The organism is Mesorhizobium sp. P3_A10, assembly GCF_056403175.1.
In genome coordinates this window covers 57,902-79,341 of record NZ_JBFUFZ010000002.1, presented here as the reverse complement: position 1 = coordinate 79,341, position 21,440 = coordinate 57,902, and the positions used below count along the sequence as shown (strand labels likewise).

Annotated in this window: 18 protein-coding genes; 12 read left to right on the top strand and 6 right to left on the bottom strand. The window is 62.7% G+C overall.

The features are described 5' to 3' along the window. The first annotated feature begins 231 nt into the window (after positions 1 to 231). From AC1DXU_RS07050 to AC1DXU_RS07040, 3 genes are all read left to right on the top strand, one after another. Positions 232 to 1,092, top strand: coding sequence for a TIGR01459 family HAD-type hydrolase (locus AC1DXU_RS07050; protein WP_477320130.1), 861 nt, complete (start codon positions 232 to 234; stop codon positions 1,090 to 1,092). Between the two features lie 26 nt (positions 1,093 to 1,118). After that, positions 1,119 to 2,093 carry a bifunctional riboflavin kinase/FAD synthetase gene (locus tag AC1DXU_RS07045; protein ID WP_477366239.1) on the top strand — a complete coding sequence of 325 codons (975 nt, stop codon included), beginning with the start codon at positions 1,119 to 1,121 and terminating at the stop codon, positions 2,091 to 2,093. A 78-nt stretch (positions 2,094 to 2,171) separates the two neighbouring features. Then, positions 2,172 to 2,498, top strand: a complete 327-nt coding sequence (locus tag AC1DXU_RS07040; protein ID WP_477366236.1) for a hypothetical protein — start codon at positions 2,172 to 2,174, stop codon at positions 2,496 to 2,498. Positions 2,499 to 2,514: 16 nt separating this feature from the next. Here AC1DXU_RS07040 and AC1DXU_RS07035 read toward each other — a convergent pair whose 3' ends face one another. After that, positions 2,515 to 3,069: an HdeD family acid-resistance protein gene (locus AC1DXU_RS07035; RefSeq protein ID WP_477366233.1), complete on the bottom strand. Its 555-nt coding sequence runs from the start codon at positions 3,067 to 3,069 to the stop codon at positions 2,515 to 2,517. 214 nt (positions 3,070 to 3,283) lie between these two features. Here AC1DXU_RS07035 and AC1DXU_RS07030 point away from each other — a divergent pair, with 214 nt between their 5' ends. The 3 genes from AC1DXU_RS07030 to AC1DXU_RS07020 all read left to right on the top strand — a co-directional run bounded on the left by AC1DXU_RS07030 (position 3,284) and on the right by AC1DXU_RS07020 (position 8,172). Then, positions 3,284 to 4,090: a MipA/OmpV family protein gene (locus AC1DXU_RS07030; protein WP_477366230.1), complete on the top strand. Its 807-nt coding sequence runs from the start codon at positions 3,284 to 3,286 to the stop codon at positions 4,088 to 4,090. 235 nt (positions 4,091 to 4,325) lie between these two features. Then, positions 4,326 to 7,289, top strand: a complete 2,964-nt coding sequence (gene ileS, locus AC1DXU_RS07025) for an isoleucine--tRNA ligase (RefSeq protein ID WP_477366228.1) — start codon at positions 4,326 to 4,328, stop codon at positions 7,287 to 7,289. Positions 7,290 to 7,491: 202 nt separating this feature from the next. Then, the gene (locus AC1DXU_RS07020; protein ID WP_477366225.1) at positions 7,492 to 8,172 is read left to right on the top strand and encodes a hypothetical protein; all 681 of its coding nucleotides are present in this window, start codon (positions 7,492 to 7,494) and stop codon (positions 8,170 to 8,172) included. Between the two features lie 61 nt (positions 8,173 to 8,233). Here AC1DXU_RS07020 and AC1DXU_RS07015 read toward each other — a convergent pair whose 3' ends face one another. Then, positions 8,234 to 8,686, bottom strand: a complete 453-nt coding sequence (locus tag AC1DXU_RS07015) for a nucleoside deaminase (RefSeq protein ID WP_477368870.1) — start codon at positions 8,684 to 8,686, stop codon at positions 8,234 to 8,236. A 182-nt stretch (positions 8,687 to 8,868) separates the two neighbouring features. On the opposite strand from AC1DXU_RS07015, the gene AC1DXU_RS07010 reads away from it, so the two are divergent. The 6 genes from AC1DXU_RS07010 (at position 8,869) to AC1DXU_RS06985 (ending at position 16,952) form a co-directional block, all read left to right on the top strand. Continuing rightward, entirely contained in the window at positions 8,869 to 11,025 is a 2,157-nt protein-coding gene (locus tag AC1DXU_RS07010) for a pseudouridine synthase (protein ID WP_477366222.1), read from the top strand. Further along, a complete protein-coding gene (gene rsmD / locus AC1DXU_RS07005; protein ID WP_477366219.1) occupies positions 11,025 to 11,579 on the top strand; it encodes a 16S rRNA (guanine(966)-N(2))-methyltransferase RsmD in 555 nt (184 codons plus the stop codon). Before AC1DXU_RS07010 ends, rsmD begins: the two co-directional genes overlap by 1 nt. Before the next feature lie 132 nt (positions 11,580 to 11,711). Beyond that, entirely contained in the window at positions 11,712 to 13,064 is a 1,353-nt protein-coding gene (locus AC1DXU_RS07000) for a M16 family metallopeptidase (protein WP_477366216.1), read from the top strand. 4 nt (positions 13,065 to 13,068) lie between these two features. Beyond that, complete coding sequence (locus tag AC1DXU_RS06995; RefSeq protein WP_477366213.1) at positions 13,069 to 14,421, top strand: M16 family metallopeptidase; 1,353 nt, start codon at positions 13,069 to 13,071, stop codon at positions 14,419 to 14,421. Then, positions 14,418 to 15,287 carry a patatin-like phospholipase family protein gene (locus tag AC1DXU_RS06990; protein ID WP_477366210.1) on the top strand — a complete coding sequence of 290 codons (870 nt, stop codon included), beginning with the start codon at positions 14,418 to 14,420 and terminating at the stop codon, positions 15,285 to 15,287. Before AC1DXU_RS06995 ends, AC1DXU_RS06990 begins: the two co-directional genes overlap by 4 nt. A 246-nt stretch (positions 15,288 to 15,533) precedes the next feature. Then, positions 15,534 to 16,952: a coiled-coil domain-containing protein gene (locus tag AC1DXU_RS06985; RefSeq protein ID WP_477366207.1), complete on the top strand. Its 1,419-nt coding sequence runs from the start codon at positions 15,534 to 15,536 to the stop codon at positions 16,950 to 16,952. Positions 16,953 to 17,152: 200 nt separating this feature from the next. Here the strand turns inward: AC1DXU_RS06985 and AC1DXU_RS06980 are convergent, their stop codons facing one another. The 4 genes from AC1DXU_RS06980 to AC1DXU_RS06965 form a co-directional block, all read right to left on the bottom strand. Next, positions 17,153 to 17,293 (bottom strand): hypothetical protein, encoded by a 141-nt coding sequence (locus tag AC1DXU_RS06980; protein WP_477366204.1) that lies wholly within the window; start codon positions 17,291 to 17,293, stop codon positions 17,153 to 17,155. A 42-nt stretch (positions 17,294 to 17,335) separates the two neighbouring features. Beyond that, a complete protein-coding gene (locus AC1DXU_RS06975) occupies positions 17,336 to 19,330 on the bottom strand; it encodes a putative bifunctional diguanylate cyclase/phosphodiesterase (protein ID WP_477366201.1) in 1,995 nt (664 codons plus the stop codon). A gap of 318 nt (positions 19,331 to 19,648) precedes the next feature. Beyond that, on the bottom strand, positions 19,649 to 20,689 hold the full coding sequence (locus AC1DXU_RS06970; RefSeq protein ID WP_477366198.1) for a class I SAM-dependent methyltransferase: 1,041 nt from the start codon (positions 20,687 to 20,689) through the stop codon (positions 19,649 to 19,651). Positions 20,690 to 20,895: 206 nt separating this feature from the next. Next, positions 20,896 to 21,438 carry a dihydrofolate reductase family protein gene (locus AC1DXU_RS06965; RefSeq protein ID WP_477366195.1) on the bottom strand — a complete coding sequence of 181 codons (543 nt, stop codon included), beginning with the start codon at positions 21,436 to 21,438 and terminating at the stop codon, positions 20,896 to 20,898. Positions 21,439 to 21,440: the final 2 nt, after the last annotated feature.

Below are 21,440 nucleotides of genomic sequence, written 5' to 3'. Positions count from 1 at the left end.
TGCCACAAATCGTTAAATTTCAAGTTTCTGAAATGCTTTCAAGATCACGCCATCCTTTCAACGCTCATTAACCACGCGGTCGGTGGCGCCGAATAGTGCTGCCCATCGCAAGGGGGTCGTCACCCGCCTGGCAAAAGCTGGTGACAGGGTGAACCGCTTCGGCTAATGCGAACCGGCTGCGGCGGACCGTCGGCTGCGGCTCCTGCAACGATCGTCATTTGGGAACACGGCATGGCGCATTCGCCCGACATCATCGGCTCGCTCGCGGATTTGTCGGGTTCCTATAGTGCCATCCTCTGCGATGTCTGGGGCGTGGTTCACAATGGCGAACGGCATTTTCCAGCGGCGGCCCTGGCCTTGGAGACCGCGCGCGCGGCCAAACTGCCGGTCGTGCTGATCACCAATTCGCCGCGCCGCAGCGCAGACGTGGTGGCGCAGATGAACGCGATCGGCGTTCCCCCGGAAGCCTATGACCGGGTCGTCACCTCCGGCGACGTCACGCGCGATCTGATTGCTGAGGGTCCGCGCAAGATTTTCCATATCGGTGCCGACCGCGATTTCACGCTCTATGACGGTCTCGACGTCGAACTCGTCGAGGAGTTCGAGGCATCCGGCGTCGTCTGCACCGGGCTGTTCGATGACGAGGTGGAAAAACCGGAGGACTACGCCGAGCTTCTGCGGCGGCTGCGGGCCAGGAACCTGCCTTTCATCTGTGCCAATCCCGATATCATGGTCGAGCGCGGCGAGCGCATGATCTGGTGCGCGGGGGCCTTGGCCCGCGACTATGCCCAGCTTGGCGGGCGCACGCTGATCGCCGGAAAACCTTACGCACCGGTCTATGACCTCGCGCTGAAAGAGGTCGCCGGCCTTCTCGGCCGCAAGGTCGAGCGCGGCCAAGTGCTGGCCATCGGTGACGGCATGATGACCGACGTCAAGGGCGCCGCCGACAATGGCTTCGACGTGCTCTACGTGTCTGGCGGCGTCCATGCCCGCGACTATGGCGACCCGCTGCAGCCGGATCCGGCGCGACTCCAGGCCTTTCTGGAAAAGCACGGCTACCCGCCGGTCGCGGTTATTCCGAGACTGCGATAGGGTCGCGCCATGACGGAAGCCTCGCAATGACGGACCGTATTTCCGCAATCTCGCCGCTGCCCGCCCATCTGCGTGGCGGCGTTGTCGCGATCGGCAATTTCGACGGCGTTCATCGCGGCCACCAGGCCGTGCTCGAGCGCGCGCTCTCTGAGGCGGCGCGGCGCGGCGCACCCGCGCTGGTGCTGAGCTTCGAGCCGCACCCGCGCAAGGTGTTCAGGCCCGATATGCCGCTGTTCGTGCTGACGCCGCCGCCGATGAAGGCGCGGCTGTTGTCGCGACTGGGTTTTGCAGCTCTGGTCGAACAGCCGTTCACACGCGACTTCGCCTCCCTGTCGGCAGAGGCTTTCGTCACCGACGTGCTGGAAAAGAACCTCGGCATCACCCATGCCGTCACCGGTTTCGATTTCCACTTCGGCAAGGACAGGCAAGGCGGGCCGGCTTTTCTGATGGCGGCAGGCGAGCGCCACGGTTTCGGCGTCACCCTCGTCGACGCCTTTCGCGACGAGGGCGCCGAGGTGGTGTCGTCGAGCCGCATCCGGTCGTTGCTGTGCGAGGGAGAGGTGGCCGAGGCCGCAGGTCTGCTTGGCTACCGCTTCACCGTCGAAGGCGAGGTGATCGGCGGTCAGCAGCTGGGCCGGACGCTGGGTTTTCCCACCGCCAACATGAGGCTTTCGCCGGAAGCGACTCTAAAGGAAGGGATTTATGCCGTCCGCTTCCGCCGCGCCGACGGCACGCTGCATGACGGCGTTGCCAGCTTCGGCCGCCGTCCGACCGTCGACGACAATGGCGCGCCGCTGCTGGAAACCTTCGTCTTTGACTTTTCCGGCGATCTCTATGGCGAGATTTGCGCGGTGTCGTTCTTCGGCTTCCTGCGTTCGGAGGTGAAGTTCGACGGGCTCGACGCGCTGGTCGCGCAGATGAAGCACGACGAGGCCGAGGCGAGGGCGCTGCTTGCCGGTGTCAGCCCGCTGTCGGAGCTGGATCGCGCGATCGCTTTTTGAGGCGGAAAGCGCCGGAAACACCGCCAAACTGTGAAGCAGTTCATCGTAAGCCGCCGCTGGAACGCCCAACACTGCTTGATGAAAATCGACGTGTTTGTCTGGAGCGTTGTGCTCGTTTGCGCCGGAATGTTCATCCTCTGCGATGGGCTGAGCGCGCATTGGGGCAAGACCGGCAACGGCCGCAGCCTGGCATATGTCATGCTGCTGTCGCCGCTCTCCTACTGGGCCTTTGCCCTCATCAACACAAGGCTGAACCTTGCCGTAACGGGAGCGCTGGTCAACACCATCGTCGTGGTCGGCGCCGTCTTGGTCGGCACCTTCGTGTTCAAGGAAGAGGTGTCCTTGATGCAATATGTCGGCATCGCGCTGGCGCTGGTTTCGGTGACGCTGCTCAACCTTGCCTGATTATTTCTTCAACGCCTTACTTCTTCAACGCCAGTCCGACGGCGATGAAAGTCCAGCCCTGAAAGATCAGATCGACGGCCAGGAACAGGCCGAGCACCCACAGGCTGTTGACCGGCCAGCCCATGGCGATGGTCAGGCCCGCCAGCACGCTGATCAGGCCGGCCGCGACGAGCCAGCCCCAACCATTGGCCGGCCGATGGCTGAAGCCGACCCAGGCTCGGAGCGCGCCTGACGCGACAAGCGCCACCGCCAGCAGGAAGGTCAGCACCGCCGAGGCCAGCAGCGGATTGTCGAAGGCGAAGAACCCGGCGACGGCATAGAGCAGGCCGCTGAGCAGCCAGTAGAAGAAGCGGCCCCAGGTCTTGACGCCGAAGGCATGCACGATCTCGATGATGCCGGCCATCAGCATCAGCCAGCCCACGACATAGACGGAGGCGACGGTGGCGATGAACAGATTGCCGAAGGCAATGCCGCCGAAGATGAGCAGCAGCACGCCGAGTGCGACGAACCACCCCCATTTGTCTCGTGTCTGGCCGATCGCGTCCTCTAATGCATCGCCACGCAGGGTCATTGCCGCATCTCCTCCAGTCTCGCTTTGGCATTGAAGAACGTCTGGCACTTGCCGGCCACGAGGTTAATACCGGTGGTGGCGCGCGTCCAGCCGAAGGCGATAACCTGCAAGGACAACAAACCGTGCTCCCCTGTCACGGATTTAAATCAAATTTTACCAATCGGCCGTCAAAGCTGTGGCCGGTGCGCGGCTGTGTTGTGCTAGTGGAGTGGCCATGAGTCCGGTCAGAAAATTGTCTGTGGTTTTGGTTGCTGCCGTGTTGAGCGCGGCAGGCTCTGCCGAGGCCGGTGAGGGCACCTTCGGCTGGCTGTCCGGCGACTGGTATCTGACGGTTGGCGCCACCGGCATGGTCGCGCCGAATTTCGAGGGCGGCAAGCAGTATATGCTCAGTGCCTCGCCGATCATCTCGCTTGGCAAGGCCGGTCCCACCGCACGCTTTGTCTCGCGCAACGACAACATCTCGCTGGCGCTGGTCGATGACGGCGGTGTCCGCGCCGGCCTGACCGGCAAATTCCTGTTTTCCCGCAGCAGCGATGATGAGCTGAAGGGCCTTGACCCGGTGCGCTGGGGTGGCGAGGTCGGCGGCTTCTTCGAATTCTATCCGACCGACTGGCTGCGTGCCCGCGCCGAGCTGCGCCACGGCATTCGCGCCCACAACGGTTTCGTCGCCGACATCGCCGCCGACGCCTTCTATGATGTGACGCCAAATGTCAGGATTTCGGGCGGCCCGCGCGTTTCCTTCGCCTCTTCCGGCTATTTCGACGCCTACTATGGCGTCAATGCGCAGGAGGCGGTGGCCTCGGGCCTCAGCGAATACCATCCCGGTGGCGGCTTGAAATCGACGGGCCTTGGCGGCGCCATAACCTGGAAGGTGACCGAACCGATGACGGCCAGTCTGTTTGGCGAATATTCCCGCCTGATGGGTCCAGCGGCCGATTCCAGCCTGGTCAAGGAGCGTGGCGACCGCAACCAGTTCATGATCGGCGTGTCGACCACTTATCGCTTCGATTTCACGATGTAGCTGAATCGACCGAGAGGCGCTTTATTCCTGCGGCTTTCTCCGCTAAAAGCCCTGCCATGACGAGCTTTTCGCGCCTGCGCGCGCTGACGATACGAATTACGAGCCCGGTGTTCCGGGCGGCCTGAGCGCCGCCGGAGCCGCCGGGAGCTTTGCGCGCCCCCCTCGCGCTTTTTCCAGAACATGATAGTTCACGCCCGAGCTCACTCGCCGCCGGGCAATGCACAATGGCAGATCAATGACCGATACAACCGATACGATCGACTATTCCAAGACGCTTTATTTGCCGCAGACGGATTTCCCGATGCGCGCCGGCTTGCCTGAAAAAGAGCCGCTGCTGGTCAAGCGCTGGCAGGACATGGACCTCTACCGCAAACTGCGCGAAAGCGCGGCCGGTCGGGAAAAATACGTGCTGCATGACGGCCCGCCTTACGCCAACGGCAACATCCATATCGGCCATGCGCTGAACAAGATCCTCAAGGACGTCATCACCCGCTCGTTCCAGATGCGCGGCTATGACTCCAACTATGTGCCCGGATGGGACTGCCACGGCCTGCCGATCGAATGGAAGATCGAGGAACAATACCGCGCCAAGGGCAAGAACAAGGACGAGGTGCCGGTCAACGAGTTTCGTCAGGAATGCCGCGAGTTTGCCGCGCATTGGATCTCGGTGCAGGGCGGCGAGTTCCAGCGGCTTGGCGTCGTCGGCGACTTCAAGAACCCCTATACGACGATGGCCTTCCATGCCGAGGCGCGTATCGCCGGCGAACTGTTGAAATTCGCCATGTCGGGCCAGCTTTATCGCGGCTCCAAGCCGGTGATGTGGAGCGTGGTCGAGCGCACCGCGCTGGCCGAGGCCGAGGTCGAGTACCAGGATTATGAGTCCGATACGATCTGGGTGAAGTTTCCGGTCGCCAGCCTTGAGGCAGGGCAGCCGGCACGGGATCCAAAGCTGACCGAGGCGTCGCTGGACCTGCTGGAAGCTCATGTCGTCATCTGGACGACGACGCCCTGGACCATCCCCGGCAACCGCGCGGTCAGCTATTCGCCGCGTATCGGCTATGGTCTTTATGAGGTCACGGCGGCCGCGAACGCTTTCGGGCCCCAGCCGGGCGAGAAGCTGATCTTTGCCGATGCACTCGCGGAGGACTCTGCGGCCAAGGCCAAGGTCACCTTGAATCGTCTTCACAGCGTTTCGGCGGAACAGCTTGGAAGTCTTACGCTTTCGCATCCGCTCAAAGGCTTCGGCGGGGGCTATCAATTCCCGGTGCCGATGGTTTCCGGTGATCATGTCACCGACGATGCCGGCACCGGTTTCGTCCACACCGCGCCCAGCCATGGTCGCGAGGATTTCGATGCCTGGACGGATGCCGCCAATGAGCTTCGCCAGCGCGGCATCGACACCGCCATCCCGTTTCCTGTCGATGATGGCGGCTTCTTCACCAAGGACGCACCGGGTTTTGGCCCGGACCGCGAAGGCGGGGCGGCGCGCGTCATCGATGACAACGGCAAGAAGGGCAATGCCAACCAGGCGGTTATCGACGAGTTGATCAAGCGCAACGCGCTGTTCGCGCGCGGCCGGCTGAAGCATTCCTATCCGCATTCGTGGCGCTCGAAGAAGCCGATCATCTTCCGCAACACGCCGCAATGGTTCGTCTACATGGACAAGGATCTCGGCGATGGCACGACGCTGCGCAGTCGCGCGCTGAAGGCGATCGACGATACCCGTTTTGTGCCGGCCGCCGGCCAGAACCGCATCCGCGCCATGATCGAGGAGCGCCCCGACTGGGTGCTGTCGCGCCAGCGCGCCTGGGGCGTGCCGATCGCCGTCTTCGCCGATGCCGACGGCAATGTGCTGAAGGACGAGGCCGTCAACCAGCGCATCATGGACGCTTTCGAGAAAGAGGGCGCCGACGCCTGGTTCGCGGCCGGTGCTAAAGAGCGTTTCCTCGGCAATCACGACGCTTCGAAGTGGAAGCAGGTGATGGACATCCTTGACGTCTGGTTCGATTCGGGCTCGACGCACGTCTTCACGCTGGAGGACCGTCCGGATCTCAAATGGCCGGCCGACGTCTATATGGAAGGCTCCGACCAGCATCGCGGCTGGTTCCACTCCTCGCTGCTCGAAAGCTGCGGCACCAGGGGCAGGGCGCCCTACGAAACCGTCGTCACCCATGGCTTCACCATGGATGAAGAGGGACGAAAGATGTCGAAGTCGCTCGGCAACACCGTCGTGCCGCAGGACGTCATCAAGCAGTCCGGCGCCGATATCCTGCGCCTATGGGTGGTGACGACCGACTATTGGGAAGACCAGCGGCTCGGCAAAAACGTGCTGCAGACCAACATCGATGCCTACCGCAAATTGCGCAACACCATACGCTGGATGCTGGGCACGCTCGCCCATGACGATGGCGAGGAGGTGCCGCTCGACAAGATGCCGGAACTGGAGCGGCTGATGCTGCATCGGCTGGCCGAGCTGGATGAAGTGGTGCGCTCGGGCTACGACGCCTTCGAATTCAAGCGCGTCACCCGCACGCTGCTTGATTTCATGGTGGTCGAACTGTCGGCCTTCTATTTCGACATCCGCAAGGACGCGCTCTATTGCGACGCGCCCTCCAGCGTGAAGCGCAAGGCTTCGGTTCAAGTGGTGCGCCACCTGTTCGACTGCCTGGTGAAGTGGCTGGCGCCGATGCTGCCCTTCACCATGGAAGAAGCCTGGCTCGACCGTCACCCGGATGCCGTGTCGTTGCATCTCGATCAGTTTCCGGAAATTCCGGCGGACTGGAAGAACGAGGCACTGGCGGAAAAATGGCGCAAGGTGCGGCAGGTTCGCCGTGTCGTCACCGGCGCACTGGAGATCGCCCGTGCCCAGAAGGTGATCGGCTCGTCGCTGGAAGCAGTGCCGGTGGTCACGCTGGACGATGCCGCGCTCGAAGCGGCGATAGCGGATGTCGACATGGCCGAGATGGCGATCACCAGCGATCTCGTCATCACCCACGGCAACGCGTCTTCCGGCGCCTTCACCCTGGACGACGTCAAGGGCATCGCGGTCGTGGTCGAGAAGGCGCAGGACCGGGGCCTGGCGAAATGCGCGCGCTCGTGGCGCTACACCGCCGATGTCGGACAGGATGCAGAATTCCCCGATGTTTCGGCCCGGGATGCCGCTGTCCTGCATGAGTTGAAGGCGCTTGGGCGCGTTTGAGTAGCCGCCATATCGGTGCACAAATGACACGGCGAGGGGCTGACAATCCCCCGCGCGTTGCCCTTAACGAGTGGTTGAGGTAAACACGCGAAACTCCGGACGACAAATTGTCGCCGGATTTCCGTCGCAAGAGCATGGACGATGGGGACCGGACCTTTGGCCGGTGGCGATCGAGAGGCTGTCTAGAGTGGGACTTTTTGGCATGACCGAGAGAACTTACGCGCGCGTTGCGCTGCTGGCACCGCTTGTCGCGTCTGGCCTCGCTCTGTCCGGCTGCATGGGCTCGCCTACCTACGGCACCGACAAGACCGCCGGTGAACAGTTGGCGGGTGACCTCTCCAGCGCTTTTTCGATCGCGCCGAAGCATAAGCAACAGATAGACTACAAGCCTCGTCCCGAACTGGTGAAGCCGGCGCCGGGGCAGCAGGAAGTGCTGCCGCAGCCGCAGGACAGCATTGAGACGGCGAGCGCCGAATGGCCCGAATCGCCCGAGCAACGCCGCGCCCGCCTGCGTGCCGACGCCACCGCGCATCAGGACGATCCTGCCTACCAGTCGCAGATCGTCGATGATGTGCAGACCGACCCGGAAGCGATCAAGAAGGCGATGGCGGATTCGGGTTCGAGCCATCCGCCACGCTGGTCGCCGGCTGACTCGGACAAGGGTCGTGCCGCCGAAATCCAGCGCCGCATGGTAGAAAGCAAGCAGGGCGATCCGACCAAGCGCAAATATCTGAGCGAGCCGCCGGTGCAGTACCGCGTCGCCGCCGACACCGCGCCGCAGGATCAGCTCGGCGAGGATGAATACAAGAAGGAACGCCGCCTCAAGAAGGAGGCAGCCGCCAAGAGCAAGAGCGGCGGCATGTTCGACTGGCTGCCCTGGTAAGCAGGCGGCTTTCCAGCGCCGCGCGTTCCTGGACGCAACGGACGCTGTAACCCTACTCGCTCTAGAGTTCGCGCCGCTCCCGGAAAAAATCCTTCAGCAGCAAGGCAGCGTCATGTTCGGCCATGCCCGGATAGATGTCGGGCGTGTGGTGACATGTGGGCGATGTGAAGAAGCGCACGCCGTTGACCACCGCGCCGCCCTTCTCGTCAGCGGCGCCGAAATAGAGCCGGCGCAGCCTGGCGAATGAAATGGCGCCGGCGCACATGGCGCAGGGCTCCAGCGTCACATAGAGATCGTGGCCGGTCAGCCGCTCGATGGAGAGCTTCTGGCAAGCCTCGCGGATCGCCAGCATCTCGGCATGTGCCGTCGGATCGGCCAACTCGCGGGTGCGATTGCCGGCTTTTGCCACCACCGTGCTGCCGCTGGCAATGACGGCGCCGACCGGCACTTCGCCGCGCAAGGCGGCGGCTTCGGCCTCTTGCAGCGCCAGCGCCATGAAATCCGGCCGCTTCACGCGGGTTTCCATCCCGATTATCTCCTCGCCACTCAGGCGTGATCCTGTTATTGAGCGCATAACCTCGAAAATCGGACTCGGTTTTCGGAAATGATCATGCGCCAAATCAAAAGTGCTACAGCGTTCTTTGCGCGCCCGAAAGGATGCGCCACGCTGTAGCAGCGCAAACAGGCAAAGGCCACATGGACGACAACGACAAGAAATTCCGGCCCAAAAAGGGTCCGGCCAGAGGCGGCCCGAAAGCCGCGGGACCGCGCAGCCGCGATGGCGCCGCCGGCAAAGGCGGCAAGCCATCCTTCGGCGCCAAGAAACCCTACGCACCGCGCGGCGAGCGGCCGATGGCCGCCGAGGGCGAGCGCCCGAAGCGCGACTTCAAGAGCGGCGACCGGCCATTCAGCAAGGGCCCGCGCCCTGAAGGCAAGCCTTTTGAAAAGCGCGAAGGTCCGCGCAAGCCTTATGCCCCGCGTGGCGATCGTCCGATTGCCGCCGACGGCGAGCGGCCGAAGCGCGACTTCAAGAGCGGCGATCGGCCGTTCAGCAAGGGTCCGCGCCCCGAAGGCAAGCCGTTTGAAAAACGCGAAGGCCCGCGCAAACCTTACGCACCGCGCGGCGACCGGCCGATGGCCGCCGAGGGCGAGCGCAAGCCGTACGAAAAGCGCGAAGGACCGCGCAAACCTTACGCACCGCGCGGCGACCGACCGATGTCCGCCGAGGGCGAACGCAAGCCGTATGAAAAGCGCGAAGGACCGCGCAAACCCTATGCACCACGCGGCGACCGTCCAATGGCTGCCGAAGGCGAGCGCAAGCCTTATGAAAAGCGCGAAGGGCCGCGCAAACCCTATGCGCCACGAGGCGATGGGCCGATGGCCGCCGAAGGCGAACGCCCGAAGCGTGACTTCAAGCCGCGCGACGACCGGCCGAAGCGGGACTTCGCTGATCGCCCCAACCGCGACTTTGGCGATCGGCCCCAGGGCGGCGCATCAGGCGGTGGTTTCAAGCCGCGCCCGCGTGCCACCGAGGCTACGGAAGAGGCGGGCGAGCGCATCGCCAAGCGGCTGGCACGTGCCGGTTTGGCCTCGCGCCGCGACGCCGAGGAGCTGATTGCGGCCGGCCGCGTCAAGGTCAATGGCCGCGCTCTGACCACGCCGGCCTTCAATGTCATGCCCGGCGACATCATCCATCTCGACGGCATGGAAATACCGCCGATCGAGCGCACAAGGCTGTTCCTGTTCCACAAACCGGCCGGCGTGGTCACCACCAACCGCGATCCCGAGGGTCGCAAAACCGTGTTCGACGTGCTGCCGTCAGACCTGCCGCGGCTGATGACCATCGGTCGCCTCGATATCAACACGGAAGGCCTTTTGCTGCTCACCAATGATGGCGGGCTGTCGCGCGTGCTCGAACTGCCGGCCACCGGCTGGCTCAGGCGCTACCGCGTGCGCGTCCACGGCAAGGTCGAGGAAAGCGCGCTCGCCGGATTACGCGAAGGTATTGCCGTCGACGGCGTCTTCTATGGCGCCATTGTAGCGACGCTCGACCGCGAGCAGGGCACCAATGCCTGGCTGACGCTTGGCCTGCGCGAGGGCAAGAACCGCGAAGTCAGGAATATTCTTGGCTCGCTTGGCCTCGACGTCACGCGGCTGATCCGCATTTCCTACGGGCCGTTCCAGCTGGATGATCTGAAGGAGGGCCATGTTCTCGAGATCAAGGGCCGCGTGCTGCGCGACCAGCTTGGCGAGCGCCTGGTCGAGGAATCCGGCGCCAATTTCGACGCCGAGATCACCAAGCCGTTTTCCAACAAGCCGGTGCGGCGTGAGCGCGAAGAAGAACCCGAGCGGCCGAAATTCACCCGCGACGGCGAGCGCCGTCCGATCGGCGAGGGCGGGCTGATCAAGAACCGCAAGCGCCGCGAAGGCAGCCGCGACGAGGCGCTGGGCAAGCTGTCGACAAGTCCCGACAGAAGTGCGGGACCGGAAAAGAGCTTTGGCGAGCGTGGCCCGAGGCCCGAGCGCAGCTTTGGCGATAAACCGCGCGGCGGCTTCGGCGACAAGCCGCGTGGTGGCTTTGGCGGCAAGCCGGGCGGGAAAAGGCCGGAACGCGAGCAGCGGCCGATCGAGCCGCCGGGCCAGCGCAAGGCCAATGTCTGGATGGCGCCCGGCGCGCGGCCGATCGGCAAGGGCAGGGCGGAAGCCGACGCGGCCAAGGCCAGCGATGCCAAGGCGCGCAAGGCTTCGTTCAAACCGGCCTATGGCAAGCCAGGCGGCACCAAGCCGTTCGGCAAGCCGCGGGGCGATCGTCCCGGCAGTGACCGGCCGCGTAACGGCCCCAAGGGCAAGTAATGCGGATCGTCGGCGGTGAGTTTCGCGGGCGTCCGCTGGCGACGCCGCGCAGCAACGGCATCCGCCCGACGAGTGACCGCACCCGCGAGGCCGTCTTCAACGTGCTGGCGCATCGCTATCCCGAGAAACTGGACGGCGCACGCGTGCTCGACCTATTCGCCGGCACCGGCGCGCTCGGCCTCGAAGCGATGTCGCGCGGCGCGTCCTATGGCGTCTTCATCGAGGAATCGGCGGAAGGACGCGGCCTGATCCGCACCAATGTCGAAGCCTTCGGCCTGACCGGGCGCACCAAGATTTTTCGCCGGGATGCCTCGGCACTTGGCGATGCCGGCACCCTTGCCGCCTTCGGACTGGTGTTTGCCGATCCGCCCTACGGCAAGGGTCTTGGCGAACTTGCCTTGCGCTCGGCCAAGGCCGGCGGCTGGCTCTCGCCCGGGGCGCTCTGCGTCGTCGAGGAAGCGGCGGCAGCCGCTTTCGAGGTTGGCCCCGGTTTTGCGGTGGTCGACGAGCGCGGCTATGGCGAGACCGTCATTCGCTTCATCGAAGCCGCCTGACCGCTTGCAGCTCCCTTTCACGCTCGCGGGCGGCCTCTTTGCCGCCGCCTTTGCCTGAGACATGACGAACAATTCACTTTGCTTGTCCACAAGACCTTGCCTATCGTCGCGGCATGAAATCCGGAGCCATTGATGACATCTCTGCGCAGAATGCTGCTGACGACCGCGCTGGCCTTGGTCACCACCGGCACGGTTCTGGCCGCATCGGACGACGGCAAGGTGACGGATTTCCTGCTCGACAACGGCATGGAGGTCGTCGTCATCCCGGATCACCGGGCGCCGATCGTCACCCATATGGTGTGGTACAAGATCGGCAGCGCCGATGAGCCGCCGGGAAAATCTGGCATCGCCCATTTCTTCGAACATCTGATGTTCAAGGCGACCAAGAACCATGCCGCCGGCGAGTTCGACCGCGCCATCTCGGCCATAGGCGGCTCCAACAACGCTTTCACCTCTTATGACTACACCGCCTTCCATGAGACGGTGGCGCCCTCGGCCCTCGGCGACATGATGAGCTTCGAGGCCGACCGCATGCGCAACCTCATCCTCACCGACGACGTCATCAAGACCGAGCGCGACGTCATCCTCGAAGAGCGCCGCGCGCGCATCGACAGCAATCCAGAGGCGGTTCTCGACGAGGAAGTCGACGCCACGCTGTGGCAGAACCAGCCCTACCGCATTCCGGTGATCGGCTGGATGCAGGAGATGGAGCAGCTGAACCGCACCGACGCCACGGCCTTCTACGACAAGTATTATACGCCCAACAATGCCGTGCTGGTGGTGGCCGGCGACGTCGAGCCGGACGCGGTCAAGGCGCTGGCCGAAAAGACCTTTGGCAAAGTCGCGCGCGGTCCGGACCTGCCGCCGCGCATCCGTCCGGTCGAGCCGGAGCAGAACACCAAGCGCACGGTGACGCTCACCGATGCGCGCGTCAGCGTCCCGAGTTTTTCGACGCAATGGGTGGTTCCGTCCTATCGCACGGCAAAACCGGGCGAAGCCGAAGCGCTCGATATACTGGCTGAAATCCTCGGCGGCGGCAGCCGCAGCCGGCTCTACCAGGAGCTTGTGGTCAAGCAAGGCATAGCCGCCAGCGCCGGGGCCTTCTTCCAGGGAACCATGCACGATGCCACCAATTTCACCGTCTATGGCGCGCCGCGCGGTGATGCCAGGCTCGCCGATGTCGAGGCGGCGGTCGATGCCGAAATCATCCGCATTGCCAAGGACGGGGTCACAGGCGAGGAGGTGGAGAAGGCCAAGGCCCGCTACGTCCGCTCGATGATCTTCGCCCGCGACAAGCAGGATTCCATGGCCAACATCTATGGCTCGACGCTGGCCGTCGGCGGCAATGTCAGGGATATCGAGGAATGGCCCGACCGCATCCGCAAGGTCACCGCCGACGATGTGAAAGCTGTCGCCGTCCGCTATCTCATCCTCGACCATTCGACGACCGGCTATCTCTTGCCGCAAACCCAGGCGGGGAACTGATCCGATGAATAGACTCGCGATCCTGCCCCGCCGCACCGCTACGCCGCTGGCGACCCTGTTCCTTTCCGTCGTCTTCCTGATCCTGCCGGCACTCGCCGCTCGCGCCATGGACATCCAGGAAGTGAAATCGCCGAAGGGCATCACCGCCTGGCTGGTGGAAGATCATACGGTGCCGATCATCGCCATCCGTTTCGTCTTCGACGGCGGCTCGACGCAGGACCCGGCTGGCAAGGAGGGGCTGGTCAATCTGATGACCGGCCTGTTCGACGAGGGCGCCGGCGATCTCGACAGCGAGGCCTTCCAGATACAGCTGGACGATGTCGGCGCTGAAATGGGCTTCGAGGCCGGGCGCGACGGCACCTATGGCTCGATGCGCACGCTGGCCGAACGCAAAGACGCGGCGTTCGACCTGTTGCGGCTGGCGGTCACCAAACCGCGCTTCGACCAGGCGCCGATCGACCGCATTCGGTCGCAGATCCTGTCCGGCATCATCGCCGGCGAGAACGACCCCGGCACCATAGCCCAGACCAAATGGGCGGAAGCGATCTACGGCACTCACCCCTATTCCAGGTCCGACCAGGGCACCAAGCAAAGCCTCGCCGCCATCACGCCGGATGATCTGAAAGCCTTCCACAAGGCCAATTTCGCCCGCGACGGCCTGCATGTGGCGGTGGTCGGAGACATCGACGCCGAGACACTGAAGCAAAAGCTCGACGCGCTGTTCGGCGACCTGCCGGAAAAGCAGACGCTGAACCCCGTCGCCGATATCGAGCCGAAACTGGGCCAGCAGCTCGAGGTCAATTACGACCTGCCGCAGACCTCGCTGCAACTGGCCTATCCCGGCGTGAAACGCGACGCGCCGGACTTTTTCGCCGCGGTGCTGATGAACGAGATCCTCGGCGGTGGCACCTTCACCTCGCGCCTGTTCGACGAAGTGCGCGAAAAGCGCGGCCTCGCCTACAGCGTCAGTTCCGACCTGATCGACCAGAAACACGCCGACGCGCTGCTCGTCACCACCGCAACCCGCTCCGACAGGGCGGCCGAGACGCTTGGCGTCGTGCGCGAGGTGGTCAAGCGTATGGCCGAGGTCGGGCCGACCGAGGAAGAACTTGAGGCGACCAAGAAATACATGGTCGGCGCCTATGCCATCAACAATCTGGATTCCTCGAGCGCGATTGCAGCGACCCTGGTCGAACTGCAGCTAGACAAGCTCGGCATCGACTACATGCAGCGGCGCGGCGCCCTCATCAACGGGGTGACGCTGGACCAGGTCAAGGCGGCGGCCAAGAAATTGCTCTCCGCCGAGCCGGCGATCATGGTCGTCGGGCCGAAACTGGCGCTGGGCGGCAAGGGATGAGTGCTGGCCCGAGCTTCGGCATCGCCTTTGGCGGCGGCGGCGCGCGCGGGCTGGCGCATATCCACGTCATCGAAGCGCTGGACGAGCTGGGCATCAAGCCGGTTGCGATTGCCGGTTCCTCGATCGGCGCCATCATGGGTGCCGGCATGGCCTCGGGCATGGCTGGCCGAGACATCCACGACTATGCCCGCTCGATCCTGAGCCGCCGCGCCGAGGTTGCGGCGCGCATGTGGCGCTCGCGACCGGGCACCATCGCGGAGGCCATGCAGGGTGGTATCCGCGTCAGCCAGTTCAACATCGAGCGCATCCTCAAGGCCTTCCTGCCCGACGCCATCCCCGAAACCTTCGACCAGCTGAAGATCCCGCTCAAGGTGACGGCGACCGACTATTTCGGCCACAAGCTTGCGGTCTTCGAGGACGGCGACCTGCATTCGGCACTCGCCGCCTCGGCCGCCATTCCCGCCGTGTTCCGCCCGGTGGAGCGCGACGGCCGCGTGCTGATCGACGGCGGCATCTACAACCCGGTGCCGTTCGACCTGATCGAAAAGGCCGCCGACATTATCATCGCCATCGACGTGGTGGGCGCGCCGAGCGAGGCCGAGCGCAAGCACCCGACCACCGTCGACCTGATGTACGGCGCCACGCAATTGATGATGCAGTCGATCATCGCCAACAAGCTGCGCCAGCACCCGCCCGACATCCTGATCCGCCCGCCGGTCTCGAAATACCGCGTGCTCGATTTCATGAAGATCGACGCCTTGCTGGCCGAGACCGTCGACATCAAGGACGAGCTGAAGCGGCAGATCGAGAAGGCGATTGAAGCGCGGGCCGGCAAGAGCAAACGCGGCAAGCGCACGGCCGGGTGAGGGCGCTTGAGGCCCCTGCGCGGTGACCGGATATCTGCCTTAGGGCGGCGCCACCAAGGCCAAACGCAAACAGGGTGAGCCGCGGGCTGGCGTCGCGGCTGCTGCGCATGCGCCCATGAAAATATCGATCGACCAAGGCTGCTCAGGGCCCCGGCGGGGCTTCCCCAACGGAAGAAGAGGATGTAAAAAGGAATGTTAGCAATTCCTTAAGTAAAAGAATGGAGGGAGTGCAGGGAGTGTTAGGCCATGAGTTTCAAGGGGTTGATGAGGCGTGCCGCTAATTCCGACAGAGCATTTGAGAAGCTCGAAGCCGAGTTGGCGGACGCGTTCGATGAGTGTCTCAAACTAGCCGACCAGTCGCCGCCGGAGAACGCCGACGAGAATCTCGCGACAAACAACGACAACGCCCAGCCAGAGAATGGTGCGGACCGTCCAGAGACCGCACGACTGCTGACGTCGCATACGCAAACCCGGCTGGCTGCATTGAGTGCGGTTGATGGGCTCTTTCACGATGCCCAGGACTATCTGGAGGAGATCAACGGGAAACTGTCGGAGATCGCGACTTCGCACCATCTGACACGTGAATTCCTGAACATCCTCCACGGCGATGTTCTTCGCGCCAACGAACTGGAGCTGGCAAATGCCGGCCTGACCTCACACCAAAGAGTTCTGTCGGAACAGCTCCACGATGCAGCCAGAAAGCTGCGCGAGCGCGAAGGCGCCGTCGAAGTCTTGCAGCAGCATGAGGCAGGCCTGGTTCAGGACAAGGAGGCGCTTCGAGGCGCGCTGGCCGCAGTGAGGCTGGAACTCGTCGAGGCAGCCAATGCAAGCGCAAAACGCGAAGCGGAATTCGGCGACATCGTCAAGACGCTTGCGGCCAAGACGGTCGAGGCCAATAGACGCTTGCGTGAGAACAAGATGCTGCGGGAAAAGCATGTCAGCCTGTCGATTGATCTCGACAAGGCGCACAAGCGGGAAACCGAGACGCGCCATAGGCTCGATGAGCTCTCGACGATTCATGCCAGCGAGGCGGTGCGGCTTTCGGAACTGCTGGCTGCGCTTGGCAAGAGCGAGAAGGAGGAAATGCGGCTTCAGAAATCGTTCGAGATGGCGCAAACGAAGATGTCGGAAATGACTGAAGCGGCCCGTTTCATGGAAAGTGACACGCAAGCCGAGCTCACGCGCAATCACCTGGAGATGGACGGCTTGCGTTCTGAAATTCAGAACCTCCAGTCGCGACTGGAACTGGCCTCGAACGAGAGCAGCGCAGCCGCCGCCGAGATGGCCACGCTTAGGGCTCAGTGGAGCGACGCCATGGCCGATAAGCAGGTTGCGGATGAAAAACTGTCTGAGCTCATGAAGGAGAGCGAAAGCGACAAGATGAACCTTTCGGCGGTGAACGCAAATTATTCGCAGCTTTCCCTGCAGCAGGCGTCTGAACAAATGCAGTACGATGTCCAGAGGCAGGAATGCGAGGATTTGCGAGCCGAAGTCGCGTCGCTCAATGCCCGGATCAAGGAGCTGTTGCCCTATGAGCGCCTGCACAGGGTCACCAACGCCAAGCCACGCGAAGGCGTCGTGGTCGAAATCAACGGCGCGGTGGCGGAGGCGGCGCGCGCCACAAACAGGCGGCGCGCCCGCCGCAACCTGCGTGCGACGTCATAGCAGGGAAGGCGGTTCGGAGCATGATCCCGAAAAGTGGGAACCGGGTTTCGGAAAAGATCATGCTCAAACAAGAAGACAGAGCATGATCCCGAAAAGTGGGAACCCGGTTTTTGCTGCGCTGACCTTCGGTTCGGAAAAGATCATGCTCAAACAAAGAGATAGAACCCCATCCCGATCTTTCATCGGGATGGGAATGGGCTCTATGCGAAGGTCTGCAGATTGGCTTCCTGCAGCTTGGCGCTGGCAAGTAAGGCTTCGAGCACCTGCTTCTTGAGCGCCAGGCACTGCGAACGCGCCAGTTTGACGATGCCGGCAACCTCCGCCACCTCGCAGGCAAGCACAAATTCCTGTTGCTGGCTGATGATCAGTTGCCGGCACCCCTGTCATGCGGACTTGAGGATAACGAGTGGGGGTTTGCGGGCGGCCAGTTTCGTCTGGAAACTCTTGGCCAGAGCGGGGCGGCCGACACGATAGCCCTGGATCTTGTCTATGCCGAAATCACGCATGAGCGCCATCTGCTCGTCGGTTTCCACCCCTTCGACCAGGATTTTGTGGCCGCGATTTCGGACCAGGGCAATAATGTCCTGGAGCATGGCCTTGCCCCTTGGCGAGGCGCAGTCGTGAAGAAAAGAGCGGTCGATCTTGACCGTATCGAAATCGATCAGGCGAAGCCATGACAGACCCGCGAAGCCCGTCCCAAAATCATCGAGCCATATCCTGACCCCCAGCAGCTTGAGGTCGCTGATACAGCGGAGAATGTCCGAGTGCATCTCGATCTCCAGCCCCTCGGTGAGTTCGAAGGCCAGCCGGCTGCCAGCCACGCCGGTCTCGACCAGAATGGCTGCAACGGAGGTGGCAAAGCCGGGTGTCTTGAGCTGGATTGGAGAGACATTGACGCTGACGACGGCGACGTGATCGTCCGCCAGGAGTTCGGCGCACACTGTCCTTATTGCCCAGCGCCCGAGTTCCAGGATTGCGCCGGTTCGTTCCGCGACGGGAATGAACAGGCTCGGCGGAACCGATGTGCCGTCCAGCATTTTGAGGCGCATCAGAGCCTCCACCGCCTCGACTCGGCCCGACGCGACATCCTGGATCGGTTGATAGACGAGTGAAACGAGGTCCTGGCCGATCGCGATCTTCAGCAAAGCCGCAATGTTCTCACTCTCGTCACTGCTCTGGGGATCGGATGGATCGAACAGCCGGGCGCAATTTCGTCCGCCGGCCTTTGCCAGATAAAGCGCGCGATCGGCCTCGTGGATGATCTTCTCCAGCTTGGCACCGGTCTGCAGCCGGGTGAATGCAGCGCCAACGCTCACCGTCACGACCGAGATGCCGTCCCGCCGCAGTTCGTGGGTAAGTGCCAGATCCTCCACCGTGCGGCGAATGGCTTCCGAAAGATCCACGACCTGCTCTTTCTCGTCCAGGCGAGCCAGGACAATGAATTCCTCGCCGCCGTAGCGGCCGATCGAGCCATTGTGCTGCTTGATCATATCGCTAAGAGCGTTGGCGACCAGGATCAGGCAGCGGTCGCCCTCTTGATGGCCGTAACAGTCATTGTACTTCTTGAAGAAGTCGACATCGATGAGGATCGCCACAAAACTGTTGCCGGACCTCTGCCAACCACTCCAGTAGTCCCGCAGCTTCTCGTCAATCGCGCGCCGGTTCTCCAGGCCTGTAAGTGGATCGGTTCTCGACAGATTGAGCAGCGCCTGTCCGCGTTCGGTGGCCTCCTTGTGCTGGATTTTGGCTTCCAGCGCATTGAGGAAGACGTTGTAACGCTCCCCATTCAGCTTCCAGTTCACGTAGGAGGTAAACGTGAAGCACGAAATGTAGAATGTCCCGAGGGCGATCTGGTAAGACAAGGTCGCAGGAAACAAATACAGAGCGACGAAGAACGCGGCGAGGACCAGCCCAGACGATACAATCGAAAGCACAAACTGGAAGCGAAAGAAGAGGTTGGCGCCCATCATGAAGATGGAACCAAAAATCATGAAGTAGGAGAAATTCTCGGTGTATCCCGTCGTTATCGCCGGAATCAGCCAGCCTATGTAGCCCGAAACCAGGGCGACCGCGCAAGTGAGATCAAGCCCTTCGGTTTTGAACCCCAGGCGATACTGTGTTTCGAGGACGACGAGCGCGATTACGCTGACCGCACAGCGCGCGCCGATCGTGTAAGCCGCGACATCCGGGATCAGCAGTATGTCGGTGACGGAAAACGAGAGATAGCACGCAACCGCGAGCCAGAGCCCCTGCCGGGCAGCCTTTCTGCGGGCACTCTCGCCCTCCATTCGGTAAAGCTTGCGCAGGTCTCCCGGGAGTGGCTCTTGCCGCTGCTGAAGGACTTCGTCTTCAACCACATCGGCCAACGTTTGGGTCATGCACTGATCCTAATGATTCGCTCCGGCTGGACAGGATTCTACGCCCCGTTTCATAAGATAGCGCTGATGTTCCGCGCCGCGGTCGCGCCAAGCCTCACGAAAATCACAATTATAAGGAGGCGGCCTTACGGAATGTTTCGCGCGACCCGGACATTTTTCTTAAATTTGTTTGAATGACAGCCAGACGGCGGCGGTTGCCCGACGTTCAACCCGAATTCTCGACCTCATGGCCCTCGACGAAAGAAACCAAGGCGCTCGGAGTTGCGCGCCTGGTGTCACAAGCCGACCCGGAATATCACTGCCGTCCACGCTCTGGGATCACGCTTTGCGGACTTTGCCGTAAACAATGTTTCGGTTCGATCCGTAGAACACGTCAGCTTCGACGCGATTCCTGTCGACCGCGGCATTGATGATGTCCCACATATCGTCAGCCGAACGCAGGATCAGCGGCCAATCCATGAAGGTTTCCATGTAGCCATCGGTCGTGATCTCGTCGCTGAAATTAGCAAAAAGCAGTTCGCCGCCAGGCTTGACCAGTTCCATGGCTCGCTGAAACAGGCGGATGCCGATAGCGGGCGCCAGATAGTCGTAGAGACCCGACGCATAGACGAGGTCAAATGCGCCAAGAGGGTAGGCGCGGCGAAGAATGCCGCGCACGGAGCCTTCCATAGCCTCTACCACCGTGCCGGCAAAATCGCGGTTCACGATGTCGACGCTGACAGGATCTTGGTCCAGTCCAATCCAGCGCTTCAATTTCCCCTCGGAGAGCGCCTCGGAGAGTTCGGCTTCGCGTAGGTGACCGCAGGCAATCGCAAGCACCTCGGCATTGTCGACCCGGCGAGCCGTTTCGTCCACCGTTTTGGCGAGGATGTTGCGCCGCTCGCGTCCGGCAGCAGAACTCGCCGCCTCGCTGGTATAGGCGTAGATCTCCTGGCCAAGCGGGGTCGACGAAGCCACCATCTCGTCCGCGCTGGGGTGCTTGTAGTAAATGTCCAGCAGGCTCGCGTCGCCGGAATAGCCGCGCGGCTTTTCGAAGGACCACCGCGTGAACGGATCCTGCATCAAATACTTGGCAACGCGATGTTGCTGGGCCAGGGGAATGAGTGCCTGCCAGACCGCGGGTGCCGACTGCCTGCGAAGCTCGTGGAGTCGGCCTGCCAGACGGTCGACTATCGGTCCTGCCGGCCCTTTCCTGGCGAATGCCTGGTGAGCGATGTCAAGGACAAGTGCGAGCTCTGCCGTCCGCTCCTTCAGTTCGTCGGCGTCGACAATATCGGGCGCTTCCGCTCGATGCCTCTTGACCAATATCGACGTTATCAAGCTGTGTTCGTCGAGTTTCGTTTCCGGGCTTCGCGCCATGCGGCATCCCCTGTGATCCGCCGTCTGAGACTATAGGCGCGCCAAGGGTGATCCCATATAGTTTAATAAAAGTTTAGTTAAATTTGAACGATCCACGGTCTGGCCTTGGCCACCCGCGGCGCTGGCCGCTTCGACGGCCATTCCCGCGGTTTTGCGCGCGGGGCCGAGCGCAAGACGGCGCGATCCCTGGCGAAACGCGGCCCGCCCTATGGCCGCGTTGCTGCAGGCGCATACTCAAGCGCCACCACGCCGTTGCCGAATGGCGTGGCCGAAATCAGCTCAAGCGGCACTTGCTCGCTGGGCGGGAACAGCGGCTTGCCTTTGCCGACAGCGCCGGGGTAGCTGAGCAGCCTGACGCGATCGACCAGACCATGGCGCAGCAATTCCTGCGCGACGCTGAGGCTACCATGCACATAGATGTTGCCGCCGCTGCCTTGCTTCAGGGTCCGGACCGCTTCCGGTAGCGCGCCCTTCAACAGCTCGGCCGGTTTCCAGTCGAGTGCCTTCAAGCTCGTCGACGCGACATATTTCGGCAGCGCGTTGAACCGGTCGGCGAAGTCTCCAGTTTCCTTGGGCCAGGAGCTGGCAAAAATCTCATAGGTCGTGCGCCCTAGAAGCATGGCGCCGCTGTCGGCAAGCTCGTCCTCCTTGAACCTTTGCATTTCATCGTTCCAGGTCACGCCCGGCAGATTCTCGACCTCGGCGATGCCATCGATGCTGATGAACTCGGTGACAATAAGTTTTCTCATGG